The organism is Acinetobacter sp. ANC 4173 (genome assembly GCF_004331255.1).
In the GTDB taxonomy this organism is placed as follows: Bacteria; Pseudomonadota; Gammaproteobacteria; order Pseudomonadales; family Moraxellaceae; genus Acinetobacter.
This window is the reverse complement of sequence record NZ_SJOF01000007.1, coordinates 30,871-57,075: the sequence shown is the minus strand read 5'-3', so window position 1 is coordinate 57,075 and position 26,205 is coordinate 30,871. Positions and strand designations below refer to the sequence as shown.

22 protein-coding genes are annotated in these 26,205 nt (G+C 39.2%); 9 read left to right on the top strand and 13 right to left on the bottom strand.

What is annotated here, in order from left to right; all coding sequences use genetic code 11:
• Positions 1–37 precede the first annotated feature (37 nt).
• Positions 38–907, top strand: a complete 870-nt coding sequence (locus E0H94_RS09800; RefSeq protein ID WP_227548572.1) for an EamA family transporter — start codon at positions 38–40, stop codon at positions 905–907.
• A 293-nt stretch (positions 908–1,200) separates the two neighbouring features.
• Here E0H94_RS09800 and nfsB read toward each other — a convergent pair whose 3' ends face one another.
• Positions 1,201–1,854: an oxygen-insensitive NAD(P)H nitroreductase gene (gene nfsB, locus E0H94_RS09795; protein WP_131326305.1), complete on the bottom strand. Its 654-nt coding sequence runs from the start codon at positions 1,852–1,854 to the stop codon at positions 1,201–1,203.
• Between the two features lie 242 nt (positions 1,855–2,096).
• Here nfsB and hpaI point away from each other — a divergent pair, with 242 nt between their 5' ends.
• Positions 2,097–2,897, top strand: a complete 801-nt coding sequence (gene hpaI / locus E0H94_RS09790) for a 4-hydroxy-2-oxoheptanedioate aldolase (protein ID WP_131326303.1) — start codon at positions 2,097–2,099, stop codon at positions 2,895–2,897.
• Positions 2,898–2,964: 67 nt separating this feature from the next.
• Here the strand turns inward: hpaI and E0H94_RS09785 are convergent, their stop codons facing one another.
• Together E0H94_RS09785 and E0H94_RS09780 are read right to left on the bottom strand one after the other, a co-directional pair.
• The gene (locus E0H94_RS09785; RefSeq protein WP_131326301.1) at positions 2,965–3,684 is read right to left on the bottom strand and encodes a UDP-2,3-diacylglucosamine diphosphatase; all 720 of its coding nucleotides are present in this window, start codon (positions 3,682–3,684) and stop codon (positions 2,965–2,967) included.
• 83 nt (positions 3,685–3,767) lie between these two features.
• A complete protein-coding gene (locus tag E0H94_RS09780; protein WP_131264372.1) occupies positions 3,768–4,277 on the bottom strand; it encodes a peptidylprolyl isomerase in 510 nt (169 codons plus the stop codon).
• A gap of 167 nt (positions 4,278–4,444) precedes the next feature.
• Here E0H94_RS09780 and E0H94_RS09775 point away from each other — a divergent pair, with 167 nt between their 5' ends.
• On the top strand, positions 4,445–6,169 hold the full coding sequence (locus E0H94_RS09775) for a glutamine--tRNA ligase/YqeY domain fusion protein (RefSeq protein WP_131326299.1): 1,725 nt from the start codon (positions 4,445–4,447) through the stop codon (positions 6,167–6,169).
• A 146-nt stretch (positions 6,170–6,315) separates the two neighbouring features.
• Here the strand turns inward: E0H94_RS09775 and E0H94_RS09770 are convergent, their stop codons facing one another.
• Positions 6,316–6,852, bottom strand: a complete 537-nt coding sequence (locus E0H94_RS09770) for a lecithin retinol acyltransferase family protein (protein WP_131326297.1) — start codon at positions 6,850–6,852, stop codon at positions 6,316–6,318.
• A 376-nt stretch (positions 6,853–7,228) separates the two neighbouring features.
• Here E0H94_RS09770 and E0H94_RS09765 point away from each other — a divergent pair, with 376 nt between their 5' ends.
• Positions 7,229–7,750 (top strand): phosphodiester glycosidase family protein, encoded by a 522-nt coding sequence (locus E0H94_RS09765; protein ID WP_205679295.1) that lies wholly within the window; start codon positions 7,229–7,231, stop codon positions 7,748–7,750.
• A gap of 61 nt (positions 7,751–7,811) precedes the next feature.
• On the opposite strand, the gene E0H94_RS09760 is transcribed toward E0H94_RS09765, so the two are convergent.
• From E0H94_RS09760 to putA, 3 genes are all read right to left on the bottom strand, one after another.
• On the bottom strand, positions 7,812–8,039 hold the full coding sequence (locus E0H94_RS09760; RefSeq protein ID WP_131326294.1) for a hypothetical protein: 228 nt from the start codon (positions 8,037–8,039) through the stop codon (positions 7,812–7,814).
• A gap of 239 nt (positions 8,040–8,278) precedes the next feature.
• Positions 8,279–9,361 carry a tRNA (uridine(54)-C5)-methyltransferase TrmA gene (gene trmA / locus E0H94_RS09755; RefSeq protein WP_131326291.1) on the bottom strand — a complete coding sequence of 361 codons (1,083 nt, stop codon included), beginning with the start codon at positions 9,359–9,361 and terminating at the stop codon, positions 8,279–8,281.
• A gap of 222 nt (positions 9,362–9,583) precedes the next feature.
• Positions 9,584–13,333 carry a trifunctional transcriptional regulator/proline dehydrogenase/L-glutamate gamma-semialdehyde dehydrogenase gene (putA, locus tag E0H94_RS09750; RefSeq protein ID WP_131326289.1) on the bottom strand — a complete coding sequence of 1,250 codons (3,750 nt, stop codon included), beginning with the start codon at positions 13,331–13,333 and terminating at the stop codon, positions 9,584–9,586.
• Between the two features lie 118 nt (positions 13,334–13,451).
• Between putA and E0H94_RS09745 the strand changes: the two genes are divergently transcribed.
• Complete coding sequence (locus E0H94_RS09745; protein ID WP_131326287.1) at positions 13,452–13,943, top strand: Lrp/AsnC ligand binding domain-containing protein; 492 nt, start codon at positions 13,452–13,454, stop codon at positions 13,941–13,943.
• Positions 13,944–13,988: 45 nt separating this feature from the next.
• On the opposite strand, the gene putP is transcribed toward E0H94_RS09745, so the two are convergent.
• Positions 13,989–15,500, bottom strand: coding sequence for a sodium/proline symporter PutP (gene putP, locus E0H94_RS09740; protein ID WP_131326285.1), 1,512 nt, complete (start codon positions 15,498–15,500; stop codon positions 13,989–13,991).
• 754 nt (positions 15,501–16,254) lie between these two features.
• Here putP and E0H94_RS09735 point away from each other — a divergent pair.
• From E0H94_RS09735 to E0H94_RS09720, 4 genes are all read left to right on the top strand, one after another.
• Positions 16,255–16,611 carry a hypothetical protein gene (locus tag E0H94_RS09735; RefSeq protein WP_131326283.1) on the top strand — a complete coding sequence of 119 codons (357 nt, stop codon included), beginning with the start codon at positions 16,255–16,257 and terminating at the stop codon, positions 16,609–16,611.
• 164 nt (positions 16,612–16,775) lie between these two features.
• On the top strand, positions 16,776–20,234 hold the full coding sequence (gene mfd, locus E0H94_RS09730) for a transcription-repair coupling factor (protein ID WP_131326281.1): 3,459 nt from the start codon (positions 16,776–16,778) through the stop codon (positions 20,232–20,234).
• Positions 20,235–20,457: 223 nt separating this feature from the next.
• The gene (locus E0H94_RS09725; RefSeq protein ID WP_131326279.1) at positions 20,458–20,892 is read left to right on the top strand and encodes an HIT domain-containing protein; all 435 of its coding nucleotides are present in this window, start codon (positions 20,458–20,460) and stop codon (positions 20,890–20,892) included.
• A gap of 122 nt (positions 20,893–21,014) precedes the next feature.
• Positions 21,015–22,418 carry an adenylate/guanylate cyclase domain-containing protein gene (locus E0H94_RS09720; RefSeq protein ID WP_131326479.1) on the top strand — a complete coding sequence of 468 codons (1,404 nt, stop codon included), beginning with the start codon at positions 21,015–21,017 and terminating at the stop codon, positions 22,416–22,418.
• A gap of 97 nt (positions 22,419–22,515) precedes the next feature.
• On the opposite strand, the gene fdx is transcribed toward E0H94_RS09720, so the two are convergent.
• The 5 genes from fdx to iscU form a co-directional block, all read right to left on the bottom strand.
• The gene (gene fdx, locus E0H94_RS09715; protein ID WP_131326277.1) at positions 22,516–22,854 is read right to left on the bottom strand and encodes an ISC system 2Fe-2S type ferredoxin; all 339 of its coding nucleotides are present in this window, start codon (positions 22,852–22,854) and stop codon (positions 22,516–22,518) included.
• Between the two features lie 14 nt (positions 22,855–22,868).
• A complete protein-coding gene (gene hscA / locus E0H94_RS09710; RefSeq protein ID WP_131326275.1) occupies positions 22,869–24,728 on the bottom strand; it encodes a Fe-S protein assembly chaperone HscA in 1,860 nt (619 codons plus the stop codon).
• A gap of 34 nt (positions 24,729–24,762) precedes the next feature.
• On the bottom strand, positions 24,763–25,278 hold the full coding sequence (gene hscB / locus E0H94_RS09705; RefSeq protein ID WP_131326273.1) for a Fe-S protein assembly co-chaperone HscB: 516 nt from the start codon (positions 25,276–25,278) through the stop codon (positions 24,763–24,765).
• A gap of 87 nt (positions 25,279–25,365) precedes the next feature.
• Positions 25,366–25,686, bottom strand: coding sequence for an iron-sulfur cluster assembly protein IscA (iscA, locus tag E0H94_RS09700; protein WP_116760830.1), 321 nt, complete (start codon positions 25,684–25,686; stop codon positions 25,366–25,368).
• A 36-nt stretch (positions 25,687–25,722) separates the two neighbouring features.
• Complete coding sequence (gene iscU, locus E0H94_RS09695; protein WP_131326271.1) at positions 25,723–26,112, bottom strand: Fe-S cluster assembly scaffold IscU; 390 nt, start codon at positions 26,110–26,112, stop codon at positions 25,723–25,725.
• Between the last annotated feature and the right edge of the window lie 93 nt (positions 26,113–26,205).

Genomic DNA, 26,205 nt, shown 5'->3' with positions numbered 1-26,205 from the left:
AAGTTATGTGGGCTTTTTTATATGATTGGCGGAAAACTTGGGGAAGGTATTTAATGGAACTGATCTTTGCAGCGTTTTGGTATCAATACTACTGAAAGTTTGTAAGGCTAAGGGCTTGAATCCTATACATATGATTTGCTGGAATTATGCGATTGCGAGTCTTTTATGCTTTTACTGGTTCAAACCAGATTTAGGCCATGTTTCTCCGAGCAATACACCATGGTGGCTTATTCTCAGTCTAGGCATGTTATTGCCAAGTGTGTTTTTATGCTTATCGAAGTCATTACAAACTGCGGGTATTGTCAAAACTGAAGTCGCCCAGCGTTTGTCAGTGGTTTTGTCTTTGGGTGCTGCTTATTTCATTTTTAACGAGCAGTTTGGCACACTCAAACTTATTGGCATTGGGCTGGGTGTCATTGCAGTTTTATGTATTATCTACTCGCATCGAGCAACGAATAGCTATTCTAGCGTTAGTACTTCGGGGATGTTTTATTTGGCAAGTGTCTGGGTGGGGTATGCCTTGGTGGATATCTTGCTGAAATACACGACGGGTTTGGGCGTGCAGTTCTCTGTGGCTTTAAACTTAATGTTTATATGTGCCTTTGTATTTTCACTTTTATATGTCGTATTAACTACAAAGCAGATTGGATCAGCTACAAATATTTTGTTTGGTTTGTGTTTGGGCGTGCTTAATTTTGCCAATATCGCGCTATACGTTAAAGCACACATGTTGCTAAAAGATAGCCCCGCAATTGTATTTGCAGGGATGAATATTTTGGTGGTGTCATTGGGGGTGTTGAGCGGGTTTATTTTCTTTAAAGAAAAGCTCAAAACCACTACCAGTCTAGGATTAGGCTTAGGAATTATGAGTGTGCTTTGTTTAGCCTATGCCATGACTGTTTCATAAATTTGGCAACCCACGTTATTGGATAACGAAGTAAGTCGGTTTTTTCCGCGACGCCCATGAGTAAGCTAGTATGATGACATTCTGGGCAGAGTGATTCATGTAATGCAGATGGCGCATAGGCATGAAAATAGGTGAGTTGACAGTGTTTACATTCAAATTTGATTGGAAGCTGAACAAATAAAGACATTGTACTGACCTCTGCTTAGGTAGAATATGTATCTTAATTAAGCAAGATTTGTTCCTTTATAGAAAAAAGGGACAAATGAATTGTCCCTGATTATTGCAAGTAAATTTTACAGCTTAGTGAAAACTTCTTCTTTCTTTAGACGAGATTTTGGTAGCTTGGCGTTAAAATCTGTCTCACTGCGATAGCCCAGTGTTAATAGTACAGAGGGAATTAAGCCCTTTTCAGTAAGTTGTAATTCTTCAGTTAATAAATCCTCATCAAAACCACCAATAGGGGTAGCATCAATATGCTCAATCCCTGCTGCGAGTAAAATTTGACCGAGTGCGATAAAGGTCTGATTTTCAGCCCAACGTTGAATATCACCTTTTTCATTACGATAATAATCGACATAACCTGTACGACTATCCTTTTGACCTTGCTTTGCAGTGGCATCTTTAAAACGACCACTCACATCATCTTGTGCCAATAAATTTTCTAAATGTGCTTCAGTAATATCAGCTTTGGTGCAAAACAAAATGGTATGTGATGAATCTAATACTTTTGGTGCATTGTAGGCATATTTACCCACTAAAGCTTTGGCGATGCGTTCTTTGGCTGCATGGTTATCTGCAATAAAAAAATGCCACGGTTGAATATTAATTGAAGAAGGTGTTAAACGTAAAATTTCGAGTAAGTGTTCAAATTGTTCTTGTGGAATTTTCTTGGAAGGGTCGTAAGCCTTAGTGGTATAACGAGTTTTTGAAATATTCAAAAGATCCATGAAAATCACTCCGAGGTCAAATCGATGCTGTTATTAGCGGAATATTCACATTAATCGTTTCATGTATCAGATTCAAGCATCGTTCATATATGTTCTATCAAAGCTTGTTCAATTATGAGATAAGCACAGAATTCGGCACGATTAAGTGTTGAATACAATGATAAGATCGAAAATCAATATTGGCATTTTGCGCTATAAATCGATTTACTTATCAGCATCATGCCATTTAAACCTAGCTCATCATGAGACCTGACACCATTAACCATTTTAAGCAAAGATTAAAAAGCCAACAGCAAATCGGACTTTGGGTCGGTTTAGCAGATGCCTATGCAACCGAGATAGTTGCAAATGCCGGTTACGATTGGCTTTTAATTGATGGTGAACATGCTCCTAGTGATTTAAGAACCACATTATTACAACTGCAAAGTATGGCTGGCTATTCTTCACAAGCAGTGGTACGTCCACCGATTGGCAGTGTGCAATTAATTAAGCAATTATTAGATATAGGGGCACAAACCTTACTAATTCCGATGGTGGAAACGGTTGAGCAGGCAGAGCTTATGGTTAAAGCGGTACGTTATCCACCAGAAGGGATTCGTGGTGTCGGTGCAGCATTGGCTCGTGCAACGCGTTGGAACAGTATTCCTGATTATTATGCACATGCGCATGAACAAATTTGTTTGTTGATTCAAATTGAATCAGTACAAGGCTTAAGTCATTTAGATGAAATTCTTAAAATTGAAGGGATTGATGGAGTCTTTATTGGAGCAGTCGACTTATCTGCAACCATGGGTTATCAAGGCGATCCGAACCATCCAGACGTGCAAAAAGCTGTCATTGTAGCAATACAGAAAATACGTGCAGCAGGAAAAGCCGCAGGGATTTTATCCACTACAGATGAAGTCACGCAGAAATACATCGAATTAGGAACTGAGTTTGTTGCTGTTGGTGTAGATACTAGTGTTTTGATGAGTGGATTAAGAACGCTGTTGGTTAAATATAAAAAGGGCAGTGAGAAAATGCGAGTAGACGGTGGCTATTAATTCTAAGGATGTATCGCAAAAATGGTGTTTAAGTCAGAGAGACAGAGAAAAGTAAAGTTTTAAATACTTAGTAATTAAAATTGCTTAACTTTAATCTTAAATTTTGTTGTGTCGAATCAATCACTAGAATTTGTGCTGAATCTTCATTCCAATCGCCTAGCACAATGCGCTTTTTATCCTCTTGCTCATGAATGGCAGCACGATGGGTATGCCCATGAATTAAGATATCTACATTTGCCAAAGCCTGAGCAACCGCTTGTTGATTGACATCCATCACTTCATAGCTTTTAAACTGCTGAGCAGCATGACTTTTCTTTCGGAAGCCATTGGCTAGTTTGGTACGGAAACTGAGAGGGGTTTTTCGCAGAAAGCCAAGGACTATTGGATTGCGAATGACTTTTTTAAAGCGTTGGTAACCGATGTCATCGGTACATAAGGCATCGCCATGTTCAAGTCGGAATTTAAGTTGGTTAATTTCTAAGACATAGCAGTCTGGTAACAAAACACCCTGAAACTGATCGAGAAATTTTTGACCTAAGGCGAAATCACGATTACCCACTTGGAAATAGACTTGATTACCTGCGGCGTGAAAATCTTGTAAAGCCGTAACGATTTCATCTAACCATGGGGCAGTATAGTCATCACCAATCCAAGCATTGAACCAATCCCCTAAAATATAGAGCTGGGTTTGCTGGTGTTGATATTCTTTGAGCAAAGCGAAAAACCCTCGAACGAGTCGAGGGTGATCGGGTGACAAATGTAAATCTGATATAAACAGATAGGTCACGCTATTATCCTTTTTAATCTCCCTAAATCCCTCTTTTAAAAGAGGGACTTTCCGCCCTTTAAAGGGAGGTTAGGAGAGATTAATTACTCAGAAATGATTTTTGCAGATTCAATCACAACGTTTTCTAAAGGAACATCTGCATGGTAACCACGGTTACCAGTACGTACGTTTTTGATTGCGTCTACAATATCTAGACCTTCAGTAACTTTACCAAATACTGCATAGCCCCAACCTTGTGCTGTTTTACCAGTGTGGTTAAGGAAAGAGTTGTTTTTCACGTTAATGAAGAATTGAGCAGATGCAGAGTGAGGTGCTTGAGTACGTGCCATTGCAATAGTACCAGCATCATTGCTTAAACCATTGTCAGCTTCGTTTTCAATTGAGTCACGCGTTGCTTTTTCTTTGAAGTTTTCGTCCATGCCGCCACCTTGGATCATGAAACCATCAATCACACGGTGGAAAATTACGCCGTCATAGAAACCGTCACGAACATATTCTAAAAAGTTAGCAACTGTTTTAGGTGCTTTTTCAGCGTTAAGCTCTAGAACAATACGACCTTTATTGGTATTTAATTCGACTTGAGGAAAACTCATTGTGTAATCTCCTTAACATGGACATAAAAGCCATGGGTTTTTGGTTGAGAGAAGCATAAGCAAACTGTAAACTACAAGGCAAGTAAAAACGTACATTTCTTTGTTAAAAATACTGAAATTGCGTTTAAAATATCCTGTTTTTTATTTTTAGAAGTGATCTATCTACTATGAAGCCAAATGATGTTGTTGCATCTCTGCCAAATAACCCGACACCAAGTAATCATGCCTCTGTCGATGCTGCGCAGCAAGAACAACAGCCTGGCTTGGATTTTGTACGTCAGGTCATTACTGACGATTTATCTTCTGGGCGTACACAAACCGTTGTAACGCGTTTCCCGCCAGAGCCGAATGGTTATTTGCATATTGGTCATGTAAAAGCGATTTGCCTAAATTTTGGTATCGCACAAGAATTTGATGGTTATTGTAATCTTCGTTTTGATGATACGAACCCTGATGCCGAAGAACAAGAATATGTTGATGGTATTGCCAACGATGTAAAATGGTTAGGTTTTGAGTGGAAAGATGAACCACGTTATGCATCGGGTTATTTTGATCAGTTATATGCATGGGCTGTGCAATTGATTGAACAAGGTGATGCGTATGTGGATTTGCAATCGCCAGACGAAATTAAATTAAATCGTGGCAGCTTTGTTGAACCGGGTAAAAACTCTCCTTACCGCGATGCTACTGTCGCAGAGAACCTTGAGCGTTTTGAAAAAATGCGTAATGGTGAGACGAAAGAAGGTGAAGCGGTTTTACGTGCCAAAATTGACATGACATCTCCGAATGTTCATATGCGTGACCCAATTCTTTACCGTGTTTTGCATTCTGAGCATCATCAAACGGGTGACAAATGGAAAATGTATCCAATGTATGACTACGCTCATCCATTGTCTGATGCAATTGAAGGTATTACTCACTCTTTATGTACATTGGAATTCCAAGATCACCGTCCATTCTATGACTGGGTGATTGAGAAAGTTCATTCAGCCGCAGTTCCACGTCAGTACGAATCTAGCCGTTTAAACATTGATTACACCATTACTTCAAAACGTAAATTACGTAAATTGGTTGAAGGCGGTTATGTTAATGGTTGGGATGATCCTCGTATGCCAACAGTTGTCGGTATGCGTCGTCGTGGGTTTACACCTGAAGGCTTGCGTGATTTCTGTAAGCGTGTAGGTGTGACTAAGACCGACGGTATTGTGGATGTTGCAATGCTTGAGTTCTGTATCCGTCAATCGCTGGAAAATGCAGCTGGTCGTGGTATGGCAGTCTTGAATCCACTAAAAGTCACTTTAACGAATTTACCTGAAGCTTTGGATTTGGTGCATGCACGTCATCCAAACGTAGATATGGGTGAGCGTATTATTCCGTTAACTTCTGAAATCTATATTGATCGTAAAGATTTTGAAGAAATTCCACCGAAAGGCTTCAAACGTTTAGTGCCAGAGGGTGAAGTGCGTTTACGCCATGCTTATGTGATCAAGTGTGACGAAGTGATTAAGGATGAAAATGGTGAAGTAGTTGAACTGAAATGTTCAATCGATCCTGAAACTCTAGGTAAGAACCCTGAAGGTCGTAAAGTGAAAGGGGTCATTCACTGGGTATCTGCAAGCAAAGGTGTTCCTGCTGAAGTTCGTATTTATGACCGTTTATTCACTGAATCTGCACCAGATGCAACCGATGATTTCTTGGCAAACCTAAACCCAGAATCGTTGCAAGTGGTGCAAGCGGTCATTGAACCCGCTTTGGCACAAGCAGAGCCTGAACAACGTTTCCAATTTGAGCGTGAAGGTTATTTTGTTGCGGATCGTTATGACCATACAGCTGAAAAGCCTGTGTTTAACCGTATTTTAGATTTAAAAGACAGTTTTAAACCAGGTAAATAAAACCTGCTTTGAAATGTAAAAGCCCCTGAACCGCGAGTTGAGGGGCTTTTTTTATGTCTATTGCTTTTTGAAGCAGAGATTGTAAAAGAGTGGATTAAATATGATAAAGAGTTTGAAACTAGAAAATGGAACTTTTAAGCATCCACTTAACGATTTTTATGTTCCTGATCTTTAAGGAATAAATAAGTTTTTGTTTGCATTTTTGCTTTATCACGCAGCTTCTTTTTAATGTAAAGAGCAAGTGCAAAACAAGTCGTGGTAATGGTCAGCAGCATACTGTTCATATAACTCATAATTGAGCTGACATAACCAATCGTGGTTAATCGGTTCATCATCCGAACCACTTGAGGGCTGCTTTCTACCCCAGTAATTGCCCAAGTACAGAGATGTTCACAATTGTTCATAATCAGATGATAGTGGTTTTCTTTCATCCGTGAGCGCATACGGCGCACGACGTTGCGACCTGAATATTTAGGATGTTGGTATTGGACGACATCAATTTTTTTACCATGACAGAATTCTGCCAGAGTGGTAATTTCAATCGGTCTTTTTTTATAGAAGTGGGCAAAACCTGAATAATGGATAACACGTCCACGCCCCATATAAATCCCATGATGAGAGTAGGCGAAGTGTTTTACCACCAAATGTGCCCCAATAGGAAACGGTTTTTTCTGTTGATGCATTGCTACACTAAACGAATAAACTTAAGCAGTATATTAGCATGTAGTTTACTTGGAATGATGGAGATAGGTGAATAGTTGAATGTGAATGCTACAAAAAGCAATAAAATAAAAAATAAGCGGCTAAAGAGTGTTTGATGGTATGTATACAAGATTCAGGCAAAGGATTCAGCTTGCATTCATACTCCTATTCAGTTTGTTATCGATGCAATCTGAGGCACAAGTTAAAAGTTATACACGCGAATATAATGATCTCATTTTTACAGTAGTCGAAGTGCATGATCTGGCAAAGCTACGCTTATTTTTAAATCAACAGGAGCCTAAAACTCCCATTAATTATTTTACCAATATAGCAAGGCAACTAGCACAATGTGAGGTCATGTTATTTGCAATGAATGCAGGTATGTTTCATTCGAATTTCAATCCTGTTGGTTTATACCTTGAAAAAAGGCCGGCACAATATCCATTGAATCGGCATCAAGGCTGGGGAAATTTTTATTTAAAGCCGAACGGTGTTCTGGCATGGAACAGTAAACAGGCGATTATTTTAAGTAGTTCGCAATATACCAATAAGAAATTCAACGCTGATTATGCGACGCAGTCTGGACCGATGTTGGTGTTTAATCGACAAATCAATCCAATTTTCATGGTAGAAAGCACATCCTTGAAAATACGTAACGCCGTGGGGATAAAAGATCAAGTATTGTATTTTGTGCTGACTGAGCAAGCTGTGAATTTTTATACTTTGGCGAGTTTTATGCAAAACGAGCTCAAGTTAGAGCAAGCTTTATACTTAGATGGTTCAATTTCAGCAATGTACCTGGCTGAGACGGATATGAATACTCAGAGTAGTCCATTTGGACCAATCTTAGCCTATATTGAAGATCAGGATTGTGAGTAGAAACAAAAAGGCAATAAAAAAGCATTGGTTGCCCCAATGCTTCTTAATAACGAAATCGGCATCACTGTAAAGGTGAGCGAGCAATTTCATTGAGCTCTTTACGGCTATACCCACGAGAGGCTAAGACACGTTTAATACCAATGATAACATCATCATCTGTGGCTTGAGCAAGAGCCTTTAACAGTTGTTCATCTGTTTTACATGAGCAATCATTTTCGACACATGCGATTTGATTCTTGTGCTCATTCAACTGCTGAGGTGCAGTAAACAATTTTTGCCAAAAACTCATAGAGCCTTCATTCATGAATAACATAGAACGAAATATAGCCAATTCTATAAATAATGCAAGATGGTCTAAGTGATAAAAGCAGCAGTTGAACACGAAAAATTTCAATCATAATAGCAAGATTTAACGGTTTTATGACAGGTTGAAATGTATGGTGAAATTAACTACTTTATTTCAAATAAAAATCCTCAAGTTATTGTTTTAAATAACTTGAGGACGTAAAGGAGATGATTAAATAATTTTTACAATTTTTCTAGTAACACACCTGATTCTACATGGTGGGTATAAGGGAATTGGTCAAACAAGGCAAATTGAGTCACTTTGTGGGTTTGAGCCAGTTGCTTTAAATTGTCATGTAAAGTGTCTGGGTTGCATGAAATATAGATAATCCGCTCAAAGCGCTGTAATAATTTGAGCGTTTCATCATCAATACCAGCACGAGGTGGATCAACAAACACCGTATCAAAATCATAACTGCTGATATCAATTTGTGCTTCTTGTAAGCGTCTAAATTCACGTTCACCATTGTAGGCTTGGGTAAACTCTTCAGCAGAAAGTCGCGCTACTTGAATATTATCAATATTATTTTGTTCAATATTCCATTGCGCTGCGTAGACCGATGATTTTGCCAATTCAGTTGCTAAAACACGGTTAAAATGCGTTGAAAGCGGTAGGGTGAAGTTCCCATTACCACAATACAGTTCTAATAAATCTTTTGAAGATTCTTTTGCAGCATCACACGCCCATTCCAACATCTTTTGGCAGACTTGAGCATTGGGTTGAGTAAAGCTGCTTTCAATTTGCTTGTAATGATATTTACGCTCGGAAACTTGTAGTTCCTCGACCACAAATTCATCAGAAAGCACAACCTTTTGACCACGACTACGACCAATAATTTTAATCTTAAGTTTTTCAGCAAGCTGTTTGGCTAGAGTTTGCCACTGTTCATCAAGTGGGCAACGATAAATCAGTGAAACAAGCATTTCACCTTTTAAAGTCGCTAAGAAATGAACTTCAAATAAACGTTTTGAAAGGGCATGGTGACTTTTTAGTTCTGCCAAAAGCACAGGCATAAGTTGATTAATGCTGGCATCGGCAATTGGGAACTCATCTATACGAATCACTTGTTTTTGTTGTTGTTCGTCGCGCTCGAACATCGCATAGAACATATCATCATCAGTATGCCAAATACGAAATTCTGCACGCATACGAAAATGTTGTTCTGGAGATGCAAATACAGCAAGTGAAGGAGGGTTGAATTCGGCAAATTGTGCAGAAATACGTTCAACTTTGGCATCAAGTTGTTGCTGATAAGATGAAGTCATATGCAGTCAAAAATTATAAAACGTAGAAAACAGGGATGGTAACAAAGTTTACTGAAGAAGACTAAGCGAATTCAGCAACTTCGAATGAAAATCTAAAGAACTGGGAAACAGTTGAATGAATACGCAGAAAATATGCTTTTCTCAAATAAAAAGAAACCAAGCCATTAGACCAGTAATGGCTTGGTAAGGGAAAGATAACCCTTTAAAAGGAGGCTTTAAACCTTAGTTCAAGGTCATTAAGCTTGCATTACCACCCGCAGCTGCCGTGTTAATACTAATCGCACGTTCAATCACAAGACGTTCAACTGGAATGTTTTGTTCCGCAGGCTGTAAATGGGTAATACCCACAATAGCACCTGAACGTTGGGCGATGGTTGCTTGTAACTCAAGTACTTGAGTTGTTGTGCCATGGTGTAGAACCGCATCAAAATTACCCGTCGCAATGCTTTCGATCACTTTGAATTGTTGTGCTACAATTTTAGGCATAGAAGACATGTGCTTCAATGCAAAGACATTGTCAGCAAGTACAGCAGCTTGGCTACCGACTGCAAAAATTGCATTCAATTGAACCAATTGGTCTTGTTCTTGCTCAGCAAGAGACAATACGCAGTGACGTGCAACAATTGTATATTGGTTGCTTTCACCTGTAGGGCCATTTAATTCATACACTTGACCAGAAGCAAGCGCAGGAACTTGAGGCAATTTCACTTGTGGGAACTGTTTTTTCACCCAAGCGCTGAATTGTTCGTACACTTCATTCTTCGGTGCAGCTTGTAATACTTTACCTACTGCAAATGGAGTACTTAACTGTTTTACGCTGCATTCTTGCATTAAACGGTATAAGTAAAGTGGACCACCTGCTTTAGGACCAGTACCAGATAAGCCTTCACCACCGAAAGGTTGTACGCCAACAACAGCACCAACAATGTTGCGGTTAATATACAAGTTACCCACTTCAGAAGTGCTAATCACAGTGTTAATGGTTTCATCAATACGTGTATGTAGACCCATGGTTAAGCCGTAGCCTTTCGCATTGATTTGATCGACTACAGCTTTCACATGACCTTGTGGGTAACGGATTACGTGTAATACAGGACCAAAGACTTCACGCTCAAGGTCATTTAGGTTTGGCAATTCAATCAACGTTGGTGGAATGAATGTACCTTGAGTCAGGCTTGCATCAGCATTGTCGTTATGCATGAACTGATGAACCGCATAACCTTTACCACGCATTTTTTGAATGTGGTTTTGGATATTGGTTTGTGCTTCAGTATCAATGACTGGACCAATATCAGTTTTTAACAATGCAGGATTACCTACAGTTAACTGTTGCATGGCGCCTTTTAGCATGCGAATTACGCTTTCAGCATTGTCTTCTTGTACGCATAAAATACGTAATGCAGAACAACGTTGACCAGCACTGTCATAAGCCGAGTTTACAACATCGAGAATCACTTGTTCAGTTAAAGCAGATGAATCAACGATCATGGCATTTTGACCACCTGTTTCCGCAATTAACGGAATAGGTTGACCATTTGTACCTAAGCGTTTCGCAACAGTTTTCTGAAGAATTTTCGCAACTTCAGTAGAACCAGTGAACATAATACCTTGAATGCGTGGGTCGGCACTGAGTTGTGCGCCAACAGTTTCACCGCGACCAGGAATTAACTGTACAACCGCTTCTGGTACACCAGCTTCCCAAAGCATTTGAATGGCTAAAGCAGCAATAAGTGGCGTTTGTTCAGCAGGTTTTGCAATAACCGTATTACCTGCAACAAGCGCAGCAGAAATTTGACCACTGAAGATTGCAAGAGGGAAGTTCCATGGGCTAATACACAATACGGTGCCTAAAGACTCAATTTGTGCATTTGCAGCTAAGTTTGTGCATTGTGCTGCGTAGTAACGTAAGAAATCTACCGCTTCACGTACTTCGGCAATCGCGTTGGCATACGTTTTACCGCTTTCACGGCATAACAACACCATCAGCTCTTGGATACGGCTTTCCATTAGGTCAGCAGCACGGTTTAAACATGCAGCACGTTCATTTTTCGGCGTATTGACCCAAGCGGCTTGTGCATTTGTAGCATTTATCAGTGCTAGGTTTACATGTTCAGTAGAAGCTTCTTTTACGCTACCAACTTTGTCAGAGTGTACAGCAGGGTTGATGACATCAACTTCTGCAGCCGCAGCTGTTTCAGCTAAACCAGGACCCATTGATTCAGCAGCCCATTGCTGAGACATTAAGTTTTGAACTGTCGTGTCTAAACTCAATAATTCGCTGTCATTGGCTAAGTCAACACCTGAAGAGTTGTGACGCAATGCACCATATAAATTCTTTGGTAACGGAATAGCTGGGTGTTTTAAGCCAACCGCTTGTTCTTGTTTTGCAGCAGTTAAGATTGCTTCGCGTGGATTTTCAATTAAGTCTTGAATCTTCAAGCTTTTATCCGCAATACGGTTTACGAAAGATGTGTTAGCACCATTTTCAAGCAAACGACGTACTAAGTAAGCCAATAAAGTTTCATGCGTACCCACTGGTGCATAAATACGGCAAGGAACGTTTAATTTCTTTTCAGATTTTGGACCAACAACTTGCTCGTATAAAGGTTCACCCATGCCGTGTAAGCATTGGAATTCGTATTGACCGACATAATATTGTTCAGGTTTTGCCAATTCGTAAATAGTGGCAACCGTTTGAGCATTATGCGTCGCAAATTGTGGGTAAATTTGATCTGGTGCAGCCAATAATTTTCTCGCACAAGCGATATACGACAAGTCAGTATGTACTTTACGCGTAAATACTGGATAGTCGGTCATACCTTCAATTTGCGCTTTCTTGATTTCGCTGTCCCAATAAGCACCTTTCACCAAACGAATCATTAGACGTTTGTTGCTACGTTTAGCAAGATCAACTACATAGTCTACAACGTAGAAGCAACGCTTTTGGTATGCTTGAATAACAAAGCCGATACCTTTCCAATCCGCCAGTTCTGGTTCGAAGCAAAGACGCTCTAATAGCTCTAGAGAAAGCTCTAGACGCTCAGACTCTTCTGCGTCAATGTTTAAACCGATGTTGTAGTTTTTGGCTAAACGAGCCAATTCCAAAACTTTGCTATAAAGTTCGTTATGTACACGTTCAGTCTGTGAACGTTGGTAACGCGGATGTAAAGCAGAAAGCTTAATAGAGATACCTGGACCGCTATAAACGTCTTTATCTGTTGATGCTTGACCAATTGCATGAATTGCATTGGTGTAGTCATCAAAATAACGTTCTGCATCGTGATCTGTTAATGCAGCTTCACCCAGCATATCGTATGAATAACGGAAACCTTTATCTTCCAGACGTTCAGCATTGCTTAATGCTTCTTTGATGGTTTCGCCAGTAACGAATTGTTCGCCCATCATACGCATAGCAACGTCGACGGCTTTACGGATTACGCCACGACCACTACGTGCAATTAAGCCAGTAAGCATACTTGAAAGACTGGCTTGCTTCGGCGTTTCCATCAGCATACCCGTTAACATTAAGCCCCACGCAGCGGCATTAACGAACATTAGGTTACTTTGACCAATGTGATCTTTCCAGTTACCTTGGTTAATTTTGTCACGGATGAGTAAATCACGCGTTGCAGTATCAGGAATACGTAATAACGCTTCAGCAAGACACATAAGCGCAATACCTTCTTGAGAAGATAGAGAGAACTCTTGTAATAAACCTTGTACGATACCTGCTTTACCCGCAGAGCTTTTACGCTCACGTAACGTGTGTGCAAGGTTAAAAGCTAAGTCCTGAATACGTGTATTCAATTCATCTGAAATTTTGCTATGCTCAAGTAGATTCTCAACACATTCAGATTCGGCACGGCGCCAAGCAGTATTAATTTCTGTTTCGTAAGCGGTCTTTTCTTTGAAAAGCGTAATATAGTCTTGATGAGGCTTTGTTCCATCAATGGGGGAGGTGATCGTATTCATGCCAACTTCCTGTGACTGAAAAGATTGAGTTAAGCAAATTGCCGTATATAATTAATGATCACAGAAATAAACCCGAATAACTCACTATAGTTTCCCTTATTTTTAGAGATTAATTCAGATGTCTAGCCAAATTTTATCGCTTGATCGAACGGATATTAAAATTTTAGATATTCTGCAAAACGATGGAAGAATATCGAATATTAAATTGGCTGAAGAGGTGAATCTATCTCCTACGGCTGTGCTTGCAAGGGTTCAGAAACTCAGTAAAGATGGATTTATTCTTGGCTATGAAGCCAAGTTAAATGCTGCGATGTTGAATTCAAATTTTGTCGTCTTTGTAGAGATTTTACTCGATAAAACCACGCCGAATGTATTAGATGAGTTCTGTGAGGCGGTGATGCTGTATCCAGAAATTGTCGAATGTCACATGACCAGTGGTGGTTTTGATTTTGTTGTGAAGATTCGCTGCGCCAGTATGGAAGAGTTTCGTAAAATTTCAGGACAGGTGCTGTGGCAGCTACCGGGAATTAAAGAAACCCGAAGCTATCCTGTTATGGAAGTCATTAAAGAAAGTGCGAAGTTAAACCTGAAAATTAAAAAGAGTAGATAAAAATAAAGGGGCGTTTAGCCCCTTTATTTTTAACTTGATAAAGAATTATTTATTCTTTAATTCTGCCATTTCACGTTTGTAAAAGGCATCTGCTTTTTCAAAACGTTCAATAACGTCTTGCTCAGGTGCTTTGCCAAGAAGGCTAACAACGATAATGCTCACCAATGACAAGATAAAACCAGGAATGATTTCATAAATACCAGTGTCACCCATCGTATTTTTCCATACGATTACGGTAATTGCACCAACAAGAATACCCACGATTGCACTGTTCAGCGTCATACGTTTCCAGAACAAAGATAAGATAATCAATGGACCAAACGCGGCACCGAAACCAGCCCAAGCGTAAGACACTAAACCTAAAACTTTGCTGTCTGGGTTTTGAGCAATTGTAATAGCAAGGATGGAAATACCAATAACCATCAAACGACCGATCCAAACCAACTCTTTTTGAGATGCATTTTTACGGATGAATGATTTGTATAAATCTTCAGTAAGCGTACTTGAACAAACCAAAAGCTGACAGCTTAAAGTACTCATTACTGCTGAAAGAATCGCAGCCAAAATAACACCTGCGACCCATGGGTTAAATAAAATCTTATTTAATTCCATGAAGATCGTTTCAGGGTTTTGAGAAACAACCGCTGCAAGTTCAGGATGTTGCTGGAAGTAAGCGATACCAATAAAACCAGCACCAACCGCACCACCAAGACATAAAATCATCCAAGCCATACCAATACGGCGAGCAGCAGGGATTGTCTTAACAGAATCTGCGGCCATGAAGCGTACTAGAATGTGTGGTTGACCAAAATAGCCTAAGCCCCATGCCATTGAAGATAAAATGGCAACAGTACTTAAACCTTCAAGCATATTCCACGCTTGCGGGCGAGCAGCTTCAAGCAATACACCAAACTGTTGACTATGGTCATCAATAGCAAGGTAAGCCATCACTGGCATTAACAATAAAGCAAAGATCATCAAGCCTGCTTGGAAGGTATCTGTCCAACTTACTGCAAGGAAACCACCAATACATACATATGAAATTGTTGCGAGCGCACCAATCCAAAGCGCAGTAGAGTAGTTCCATCCGAACAAGCTTTCGAATAAACGAGCACCAGCAACCATGCCCGAAGCACAGTAAATAGCAAAGAAGATAAGAATTACGAATGCAGAAATGATTCGTAAAATACGTTTTTTATCGCCAAAACGACCAGTGAAGTAATCTGGTAATGTGAGGGCGTTATTCTGGAATTCAGTGTGAACACGTAAACGTCCTGCAACTAAAAGCCAGTTTAGCCATGCACCGATAATTAGACCAATCGCAATCCATGCTTCAGAGAGACCAGAGAGATAAATTGCTCCTGGTAAACCCATGAGCAACCAGCCACTCATATCAGATGCACCTGCTGAAAGAGCAGTTACAACGCTTCCAAGACTACGTCCACCCAAAATGTAGTCAGAGAAATCTGAAGTTGCCTTGTAGGCATATAGGCCAATACCGACCATTGCGATAATGTAAAAAATAAAGGTGATTAATGTAGGGTTCACTTGACTCATATGCCCATCCTTTGTCTTAAAATCATCAATCCAAGATGATTTTTTGAGCTTTAATAGCGAGATGGTGATTCAATCATAAAAACAAAATTACTTACTGTTACATTTCTAGGGTATTTGTAATCATTTTGTGTAGCGAAATGTAATTTTGTTTACAAAACTAAGAATGACAAATGATGCGAGTCAGTTTAAGTGATGTTCATAGTTTGCTTGAATATTTCCATTTATAATGTGAACTTTCTATGAATATGATTAAAAAACGATCAAATTTATGTGTGATTCAGAAATATTTCAAATTTGCTTACATAAGTTAACAATCAAGAGGTTGATGAAATTAAAAATAAATCTAGAAATTTCAATTTGATGTGAGTGAATTTTCTCCTGATCAATGAGTTTTTTGAGAAATTATTTAAAAAGTATCAATTTTACGCATTTTGAGGAGCTTATAAATATTATTGGATTATTGCTTTAAATCTGGCTAGCAATGTATTTCTTCTCCTTTTTTTATTGTATTGATAGATCAAGAATATTTTGGAGTGATGAATTTTCTTTCTTAATTATGCGCGCAATTTAAGTAGGTGCTATATACATTTATGTAAATGATTAAGCATAGAATCAAAGAATAAGGAAAGGATGGTACAGAATGCTAACTCAATGCATCTGCCCGCAAAGCTAAATTTCAAATGACACATAAGTAGATAGGTTTGTTCTGATTACATTATATAATGCAGCTTTAATTCTTTAGGAAAGCCTGCTGATGCTGAATAAGCTTAAAAATGTATTTAAAAGTTCAAAAGCGAAAGAGGAAGAAGCTTATTTGATGGAGCATGCGATTCAGTTTGATCCAGAGCAGGGCTATATTGTCGATGGGGTAATCCTAAATCAGGCGCTATCTGAACGCTTAGAATATTATTCCAATCGACGTTTAAAGAAGTTTGATGACCTACAAGCACTTTACTATGCAGCCATGCTTATCAATGAAAAAATTGATTTGGAAATTGCACAGCAGAGATTTGTCGCACGATTAGGCAATACGGAAGAAAATCTAGTGCAGTTTAAACAAATCGTACAAAAACTGAATGACTACTACCGCAACTTCATTCGAGAAAAATAATCATTAACTATATATAGCTATTTTTAGAGATTGTTTAGGTGTAGTCGAGTAGGTTTGAAAAGTTTAGCGCGTATTCTTGTTTAAGTAACTGTATAAAAATTTTATTGGCTTTTGGCCTCATGATAAGATTGTAACTAAGTGACTTATCTCAAAAAGCGATCTACATGTTCGAACAAGAAATTGCTCAACTCAATCTGTCTAAGTTGAAAGCAGGTGACAAACGCTGGATTGGACAATTACAAGGTTCAGCTGCTGCACTATTATTTAAAGAAATCTCAAAACAACATCAGCAACTTTTTATTTTTGTTGCACGGAATAGTCAGCACTTAGCACAGTTGGAAAGTGAGCTTGAATTTTATGGGCTAAAGCCAACTATTTTCCCAGATTGGGAAATTTTGCCTTATGACCGCTTATCTCCTCATCAAGATATTGTTTCAGAGCGTTTGGCAATTTTATCTAATATGCCGCAACAAGGGGTGTTATTGGTTTCTGCCTCAACTTTGGCACAGCGCGTTGCGCCGACCTCTTGGGTGTTGGGAGAACATTTCGATATTCAAGTTGGACAGAAATTTGATATTGAAAAGCAAAAGTTACGATTGATTCAGGCAGGCTATCATCTGGTCGATACAGTATATGACCATGGTGAATTTGCTGTGCGCGGCAGTATTATGGATATTTTTGCATCTGGGCAAAATTCACCGATACGTATCGATCTTTTTGATGACGAAATTGAAAGCTTAAAATTCTTTGATCCTGAAACCCAACGTACCACGCAAAATTTAGAAAAATTTAGTGTACTTCCAGCCAAGGAATTTCCATTAAAAGAAGCACGTTCTTTATTTAGAGACCGTTATGCGGAAAGTTTTCCAACAGCAAATCCGAAAAAAAAACCAATTTATCAAGATGTACTTGAGGGCATTGCTTCGCCAGGTATTGAGTTTTATTTGCCGCTTTTTTTCGATAAGTCTTTGATGCAAAGTCAAAGTACGCTTATGGCGTATTTACCAAGGAATGGCATTGTCATTACAGATGGTGGCTTAGACGAAGGAATATCTGGCTTCTGGAAAGAAGTTTTACGCCGTTATGAAGACCGTCGTCATAATGTTGATCATCCGATCTTGCCACCAGAAGAGCTATTTCTCTCACCAAACGTTGTTTTAGAGCAATTAAATAAATTTGCTCGTGTTATTGCTTCAACTGAAACTGTAGAAGAGCGCGCTGGGGCAATCAATTTAGATACTGAAACTCCACCACGTTTAGCGGTTGACCCCAAGCAAGAAAAGCCTTTTGCTGCTGTAAAGCAATATTTAGATGCAGTGAATCATCCAGTATTACTCGTTGCAGAAAGTGCAGGTCGACGCGAAACGCTAAAAGATGCCTTGCGGCCTTTTTTAGGTGATATTCCAAGTGTCGAAAGTTTTGCTGATTTCCAGCAATCTTTACAAGCAATCGCAATTACCAACGCACCACTTGATCGTGGTTTGGTTGTACGAGGTCAACTGAGTGTAATTTCAGAAAACCAGCTTTATGAACATCGCGTGGTACAGCGCCGACGTAAACGTCAGCAAGAAGTTTCAGAAGAGTTTTTAATTAAAAGTTTGACTGAACTGAGTATTGGTGCGCCAGTGGTGCATATTGATTATGGAGTTGGGCGTTATGCAGGTTTAATCACGCTGAGTATCGATGAGCAAGAACATGAATTCTTGCAACTTGATTATGCTGATGCGGCCAAAGTCTATGTCCCAGTAACGAATCTGCATTTAATCAGTAGATATAGTGGTGGGGATCCTGATTTAGCCCCATTACATAAATTGGGTACAGATGCTTGGAATAAGGCAAAACGTAAAGCTTTAGAACAAATTCATGATGTGGCAGCAGAACTGCTACATATACAGGCACGCCGTCAATCTAAACCAGGGATCAGTTTTGAATTAGATCAAAGCCTATATATGCAATTTGCTAGTGGATTCGCATACGAAGAAACTCTAGATCAAGCCAATGCCATTGAAGCAACGCTGCATGATATGCAATTGGCCAAGCCGATGGATCGTCTGGTTTGTGGTGATGTTGGCTTTGGTAAAACTGAAGTTGCTATGCGTGCAGCGTTTTTAGCAGTCCAAAATAATAAGCAAGTTGCTGTATTGGTGCCAACCACCTTATTAGCGCAGCAGCATTTTGAATCATTTAAAGACCGTTTCGCAGATTGGCCAATTCGTATTGAAGTATTGTCGCGGTTTGGTTCTAGTAAAACGCATCTCAAAATCATTGAAGATTTGGCTGAGGGTAAAGTCGATATTGTGGTGGGTACTCATAAGATTTTGCAAGAAAATGTGCAATTTAAGAATCTCGGTCTAATGATTGTAGATGAAGAACATCGTTTTGGTGTGCGTGATAAAGAAAGAATCAAAGCAATGCGCGCTGATGTGGACATGCTGACCCTTACCGCAACGCCAATTCCGCGGACTTTGAATATGGCATTTAGTGGTATGCGTGATTTATCGATTATTGCAACACCGCCAGCACGTCGCCTAGCGGTAAAAACCTTTGTACAGGAGCACACGTCAGAATCAGTGAAAGAAGCCATTCTGCGTGAACTACTACGCGGTGGACAAGTTTACTTCTTGCATAATGAAGTTGAGACCATCGAAAGAGCGGCACAAAGTCTTCGTGAACTTGTGCCCGAAGCACGCGTTGCAGTAGCGCACGGGCAAATGCGAGAGCGCGAACTTGAACAAGTCATGCAGCAGTTCTACCATAAAGAATACAATGTCTTGGTTTGTTCAACCATTATTGAAACAGGGATTGATGTCCCAAATGCCAACACAATTTTAATTGAACGTGCTGATAAGTTGGGATTAGCACAATTGCATCAATTGCGTGGACGAGTAGGGCGTTCGCATCACCAAGCTTATGCTTATCTGTTAGTGCCTTCCATTAAAGGACTAAAAGGTGATGCAGAAAAACGACTCGATGCCATTCAACGTGCTGCAACCTTAGGTGCGGGTTTCATGTTGGCGACGGAAGATCTTGAAATTCGTGGTGCGGGTGAACTCCTCGGTGAGCAGCAAAGTGGTTCTATGCAAGCGATTGGTTATAGCTTGTATATGGAAATGCTTGAAAAAGCGACCAAAGCCATTCAGAAGGGCAAAACCCCGAACTTTGATGCACCATTGTCATTAACGGCTGAGATCAATTTACATATGCCTGCATTAATTCCAGATGATTATTTGGGGGATGTGCATCAACGACTCCTCTTTTATAAGCGTATTAGTAATACAGATCACCAAGAAAAACTCGATAATATTCGTATGGAATTGATTGATCGTTTTGGTATTCCACCACAACCTGTCAAGCAATTGTTTGCTGTACATCAATTGCGTCTTAAGGCTGAACATTTAGGGATTACTAAAATTGATATTAATACCAATGGTGGCTATATCGAATTTTCACAAGATACACCAGTGCAGGCGATGAGTATCATTAGTATGATGCAAAAACATCCGACCTTCTTCAGAATGGAAGGTGGTCAGCGCCTAAAAGTCATGGTGATGTTGGAGGATTTTCAAAAAAGAATCCAATTTATTAATGAGTTACTTGATAGTTTGATTAAAGAGTTAAATTAGTCTCTAGAACGTACTTCTTTGGCTTGACTTTCTAAAAGTAAGATTGGAATGATAGCCGAAGAAGCAATTGATTTATTTAGAAAAATTATTAAAGTGTTAAATGTGATCAATATCATATAAAATAGTGCTTTATTTGTAATGAAACACCTTTTATAGAATACTCAGCTCTAGTTTGATGTGATAGTATTAACCACCATTCTAATTTTCCATCATTTATAAAGATATGTTTAGTTTGCATCCACAACTTGCTCAAGATACGTTTTTGGTAGGCGATTTTCCGCTTTCTACATGTCGTTTAATGAATGATATGCAGTTTCCTTGGCTTATTCTTATTCCACGTGTACCTGGAGTAACTGAGCTATATGAATTGAGTCAGGCAGATCAAGAGCAGTTCTTACGCGAATCAAGTTGGTTATCTAGTCAACTTTCACGTGTATTTCGTGCTGATAAAATGAATGTTGCAGCATTAGGTAATATGGTTCCTCAGTTGCATTTTCATCATGTTGTGCGTTATCAAAATGACGTGGTTTGGCCTAAACCAGTTTGGGGTACACCAGCAGTTCCATATACCAATGAAGTTCTTGCGCATATGCGTCAAACATTAATGCTTGCTTTACGTGGTCAAGGTGATATGCCATTTGACTGGCGCATGGATTGATCCCAGAAAATCTTTGTTTATGGATGAATTGTGATTAGATTCGGGTTCTGGAGTAGGTAGTGCTATCATTAAGCAATTGGATAGATAGAGACCCTAAGCATTTTGAATATCTTCATCGTGTGATGGGATATGCAATGCTATCTCTACTTTTAGTTGTTTATCACTACACATCCCCAGAAACCAAATATCAAATTTATGTCCCAATTCTGCTTGGAATTGTGGCATTAATTCTTCCTAAACTTTCGAATTGGTTAGAATTCAAGTTTGGTTATCATGCCAAGCGCAATACATTATTTGCGATTGATGTAGTTGTCATTGCGATTATGTTGTCGGCCGTACATTTAAGTTTAGTGCTGACTTTTACTGCAATTTTTGCAATTTTATTTTCATCTATAAATACAAAAGTTTCTTTTTTCTCCGCCATGCTTACTTGTGTGTTCGGTGTAGCTGTTTTTTATTTTAGTAATATTTTTGTTTTCGGTTTCGGTGAGTATTTCGAACATACATCGGCAGAACTGACGGTTCTTTCATTTTTGTGTTTAATCACCTACTTTGGTGTTGGGATTATTTATCAAAGCCGTCGCATTCGCTATATCCATACCAAGCGTGAATACTATTATAATCAGATGAATCGTTATATGGAGTTCGCAAACCAACTCAGTCGTTATGCACCGTTACAGCTTTGGCAATCGATTATGAAAGGAGAGTCGGAAGCCAAAATTGAATATAAACGTAAAAAAATGACAGTTTTTTTTTCCGACATTCAAGGTTTTACTGAGTTATCCGAAACGTTAATTCCAGATGATCTTGCATATTTACTCAATGATTACTTAAGTCATATGACTGAAATTGCTAAGCAATATGAAGGTACTGTCGATAAGTTCATGGGTGATGCCATTTTGATTTTCTTTGGTGATCCAAATACTCAAGGTGTTGAGCAAGATGCAAAAACCTGCGTAGAAATGGCAATGGTTATGCGCCAGCAAATGAAGTTGCTTCGAGAGCGTTGGATTAAAATGGGTTATCCACCGTTGCATATTCGTATGGGGATCAGTACTGGTTATTGTCACGTAGGGAATTATGGTGCTGCACATCGTATGGCCTATACAATTGTGGGTCGTGATGCGAATTTGGCAGCTCGATTACAGAGTGCCGCAGCAGTTGACGAAATTTTAATTTCTGATGATACCTATAACCTTATTAAAAATGATTATTTGTGTGCGCCTAAATCACCAATTTATTTGAAAGGGATTCAGGGCCCTGTAAGAACTTGGCAGGTAATGGAGAAGTATACTTCTCAAAAAATGGATTATCAGCGTTGGTTTGATTATGAATACAAGGGTTTTCACTTATTGTTAAACTTGGATGAAGTGCAAAACTTTGAGTATCCTGAACTGATCACTGTGTTAGATAAAATGATTAAGCGTATTCAAACTCAGCAAAAATTAACAAATTCACAGGGTATTGTGAAGCTAAAGCTTGAAGATGAAGTGATTCAGCCTATTGAAAATATACATACTCATTAAATCGAGAGAATGCTGAATTAGTATTGTTTTGTATAAAATAAAAAGTTGAATAATAAAAAACCACGCATTCGCGTGGTTTTTTTACATCAGAAATGGATTAGTGATTTTCTGAAGCATGGTTGATGGTGTATTTGGGAATTTCAATTTCTAAATCTTCATCTACAATTTCAACTTGGCATGAAAGGCGTGAATCAGGTTCTAAGCCCCAAGCACGATCTAACAAATCAGCTTCAACATCATTCATTTCTTCAAGACTCTCAAAACCTTTGCGTACAATGACATGGCAAGTTGTACATGCACAAGACATGTCACATGCATGCTCAATTTTGATATTGTTTTTTAATAGGCTTTCACATAAGTTTGCATTTTGCTCTACTTCAAACTCAGCACCTTCTGGGCAGAATTGCGCATGTGGAAGTACTTTAATACGTGGCATAATCTTTACCTTAATTAGTTTGAGTTTGACCAGTCTTCGAGTTTAGTGCCTTTTAATGCGGCATCAATATGTTGATTCATACGTAATGCGGCAAAATTATCACTGTGTATTTTAAGCTGTTCGATTGATTGTTCAATGGCCTTGATATCATCACTTTGTAGCTGAGTCTCTAGTTGAGTTTTGGCAGTATTTAGCTGGTCAAGCTGCTCAGTACTTAAAAGATGGGTATCAACTTTTAGGGCTTGAACTAGTGCTTCAAGTTCACGCTGTGCTTCAACTTTGGTTTCTTGAAGGTGGCGAAGATTTTTATCTTCTTCAGCATACTTAAAGCCATCAAGTAATAGTCGTTCGGTGTCTGATTCAGATAAACCATATGATGGCTTAATATCGATTTGCGCGTGTACACCAGAAGTCGTTTCTTTTGCAGCTACAGTAAGTAAACCATCAGCATCGACTTGGAAGGTCACTTCAATGCGTGCTTGTCCTGCTGTCATTGGTGGAATGCCATGTAATACAAAACGACCTAAGCTACGGCAATGTTCGACCACTTCACGTTCGCCTTGTACCACATGAATCAACATGGCAGTTTGACCATCTTGATAGGTGGTGAATTCTTGACGACGTGCAACAGGAATTGCAGTATTACGAGAAATTAGACGTTCAACTAAGCCCCCCATGGTTTCTAAGCCAAGTGAAAGCGGGGTAACGTCTAAGAGTAATGAGCCATCTGTTGAGTTGCCAATTAATTGGTTGGCTGTAATAGATGCACCAATTGCGACCACTTCATCGGGGTTAATGGTGCATAGGGGTTCTTGATTGAATACAGTCTGAACCGCTTTTTTAACCGCATAAGAGCGCGTAGAACCACCCACTAAAACCACATTTTGAATGTCATTGAGTTCTAATTTGGCATCACGCATGACACGTTTACAAACGCTGATGGTTTTATCAAGCGCAACTTGAATAATCGATTCAAAAGTAGGGCGATCAAGTTGTAATGATTGATCAAGGAGTTTGAGTTCGACTTCATTAACATCAGATAAGGCTTCTTTTGCCTTGCGAGCAGCGACAATGAAATGTGCATATTCAGCATCATCAAGAAGTTCGATGTTTAATTGTTTTTTTGCCCATTTCACAATCAGACGATCAAGATCATCACCACCTAATGCGGTATGTCCACCTGTTGCTAAAACTTCGAATACGCCTTGTGAGAAACGAAGAATAGAAACGTCAAATGTACCACCACCCAGATCGTAAATCACATAGTTGCGATCAGTTGCTAAATTGGTTTCTTGGTCTAGGCCATAAGCAACGGCTGCCGCTGTTGGTTCATTCAATAGGCGTAGAATATTTAAACCAGCCAGTTGAGCGGCATCACGCGTTGCTTGGCGTTGAGCTTCATCAAAATAAGCTGGAACAGTAATAACGGCACCATTGACTGAATTTTTGAGACTTTCTTCAGTGCGGTCTTTCAGTTGTTTTAAAATTTCAGCAGAAATTTCAACAGGAGTTTTACGACCTTGTGCAGTTTCAAATGCTGGCATTTGATGGTCTTCACCCACAAGTGTGTAGGGGTGTTGAAATTTGATGTCAGCTTTAGATCGCCCCATAAACCGTTTAACGGAAACAATGGTATTTTTAGGATCTGTGGTAATAAATGGTTTTGCATCATCGCCATAATGGGCTTGATGTGGAGTGTAATGAACGATTGAAGGAAGTAACACTCGACCTTGTTCATCGTTAAGAACTTTGGCTTTTCCTGAAAGCACAGTTGCGACTAAAGAGTGGGTTGTGCCTAAATCAATTCCAATCGCGATACGGTGTTCATGAGGTGCACTTGATTGCCCCGGTTCTGCAATTTGCAAGAGTGCCATGCGTTACATCCTTTGAGCAGCAAAATTTAAAGAATTAGAAATCATCATCAAGATCGAAACTATCATCATCTAAGAAACGATCTTCAGCTCTGTCTATGTCGAGCATGACTTTTTGAAAGAAGCGTAATTTTCTGACGGTGTCGCGTGCTTCGGACCAATCTTCATCTGTATAATCGATTTTGAATTCTCGAACTAAACCATCAATCCATTGAAAAACTTCTTTTTTAAGCGAGCTGAGATCTTCAGTTGAAGATGCTTCATCAAGTTGCTCACGTATTTCTAACGCAGATTGAAGAAATTCAAAGTCACTAATCGATTGATCTAAATGATGATCTTGTTTTTTGAGAGCTAACAAATAACCAGCACGGCTATCCACATGAGATAAAACCTTGAATGCTTGATTGATTTCACTTGATTTAATCAAGGCTTTATCTTTATCTTTAGCTTTATCAGGGTGATATTGTTGCTGCAGTTTTAAAAATTCACTTTTTAAACTTGCTAAATCAATATCGAGCGCTACTGGGAGGTTAAACAACTCAAAATGATTCATGGAAGATGGATCCGCAATAATTTCATGTAAATAAATAGAATTAAAACAGTGTAAAGACACTGTTTTAAGGAAGACGGTAATGGGAAGTTAAACAGTGAAAGATTCACCGCAACCACATTCACCTTTTTTATTCGGGTTGTTAAATTCGAAGCCTTCATTTAGACCATTTTTCACATAGTCCATTTCCATACCATCAAGATAGACTAGGCTTTTCGGATCTACAAAGACTTTAACACCGAACTGTACAAACATTTCATCATGTGTATCAACTTCATCAACGAATTCGAGTACATATGCTAAGCCTGAACAGCCAGAAGTTTTCACACCAACGCGAATACCTTCACCCTTACCGCGATTCTTTAAGTAATTGCTGATATGAGTTGCAGCATTTTCAGTTAAATTGATCATGAAAACTCCATTATTCTTTCACTGATTTTGAAACAATTAAGCTTTGGCTTGCTTCTTGTTGCGATAGTCTTCAACAGCAGCTTTAATTGCATCTTCCGCAAGTACAGAGCAGTGAACTTTTACTGGTGGAAGTGCAAGCTCAGTTGCAATATCAATGTTTTTGATGGCTTGAGCTTGGTCTAAGGTTTTACCTTTTAACCATTCAGTCACTAAAGAACTTGATGCAATTGCAGAACCGCAACCATAAGTTTTAAAGCGAGCTTCTTCAATTACACCTTCGTCGTTAACTTGGATTTGAAGACGCATAACGTCACCACAAGCTGGCGCGCCAACCATACCAGTACCAACATTTTCAGCGTTTTTATCTAAAACACCAACATTACGGGGGTTTTCGTAATGATCAATTACTTTTTCACTATATGCCATGATGCTTCTCCAAACCTCGGGGTCAGCGTTAATATTAATATGGGGTTAAATTCGGTTTAATCAATGAGATCATGCGAGATGATCTCATTGAAA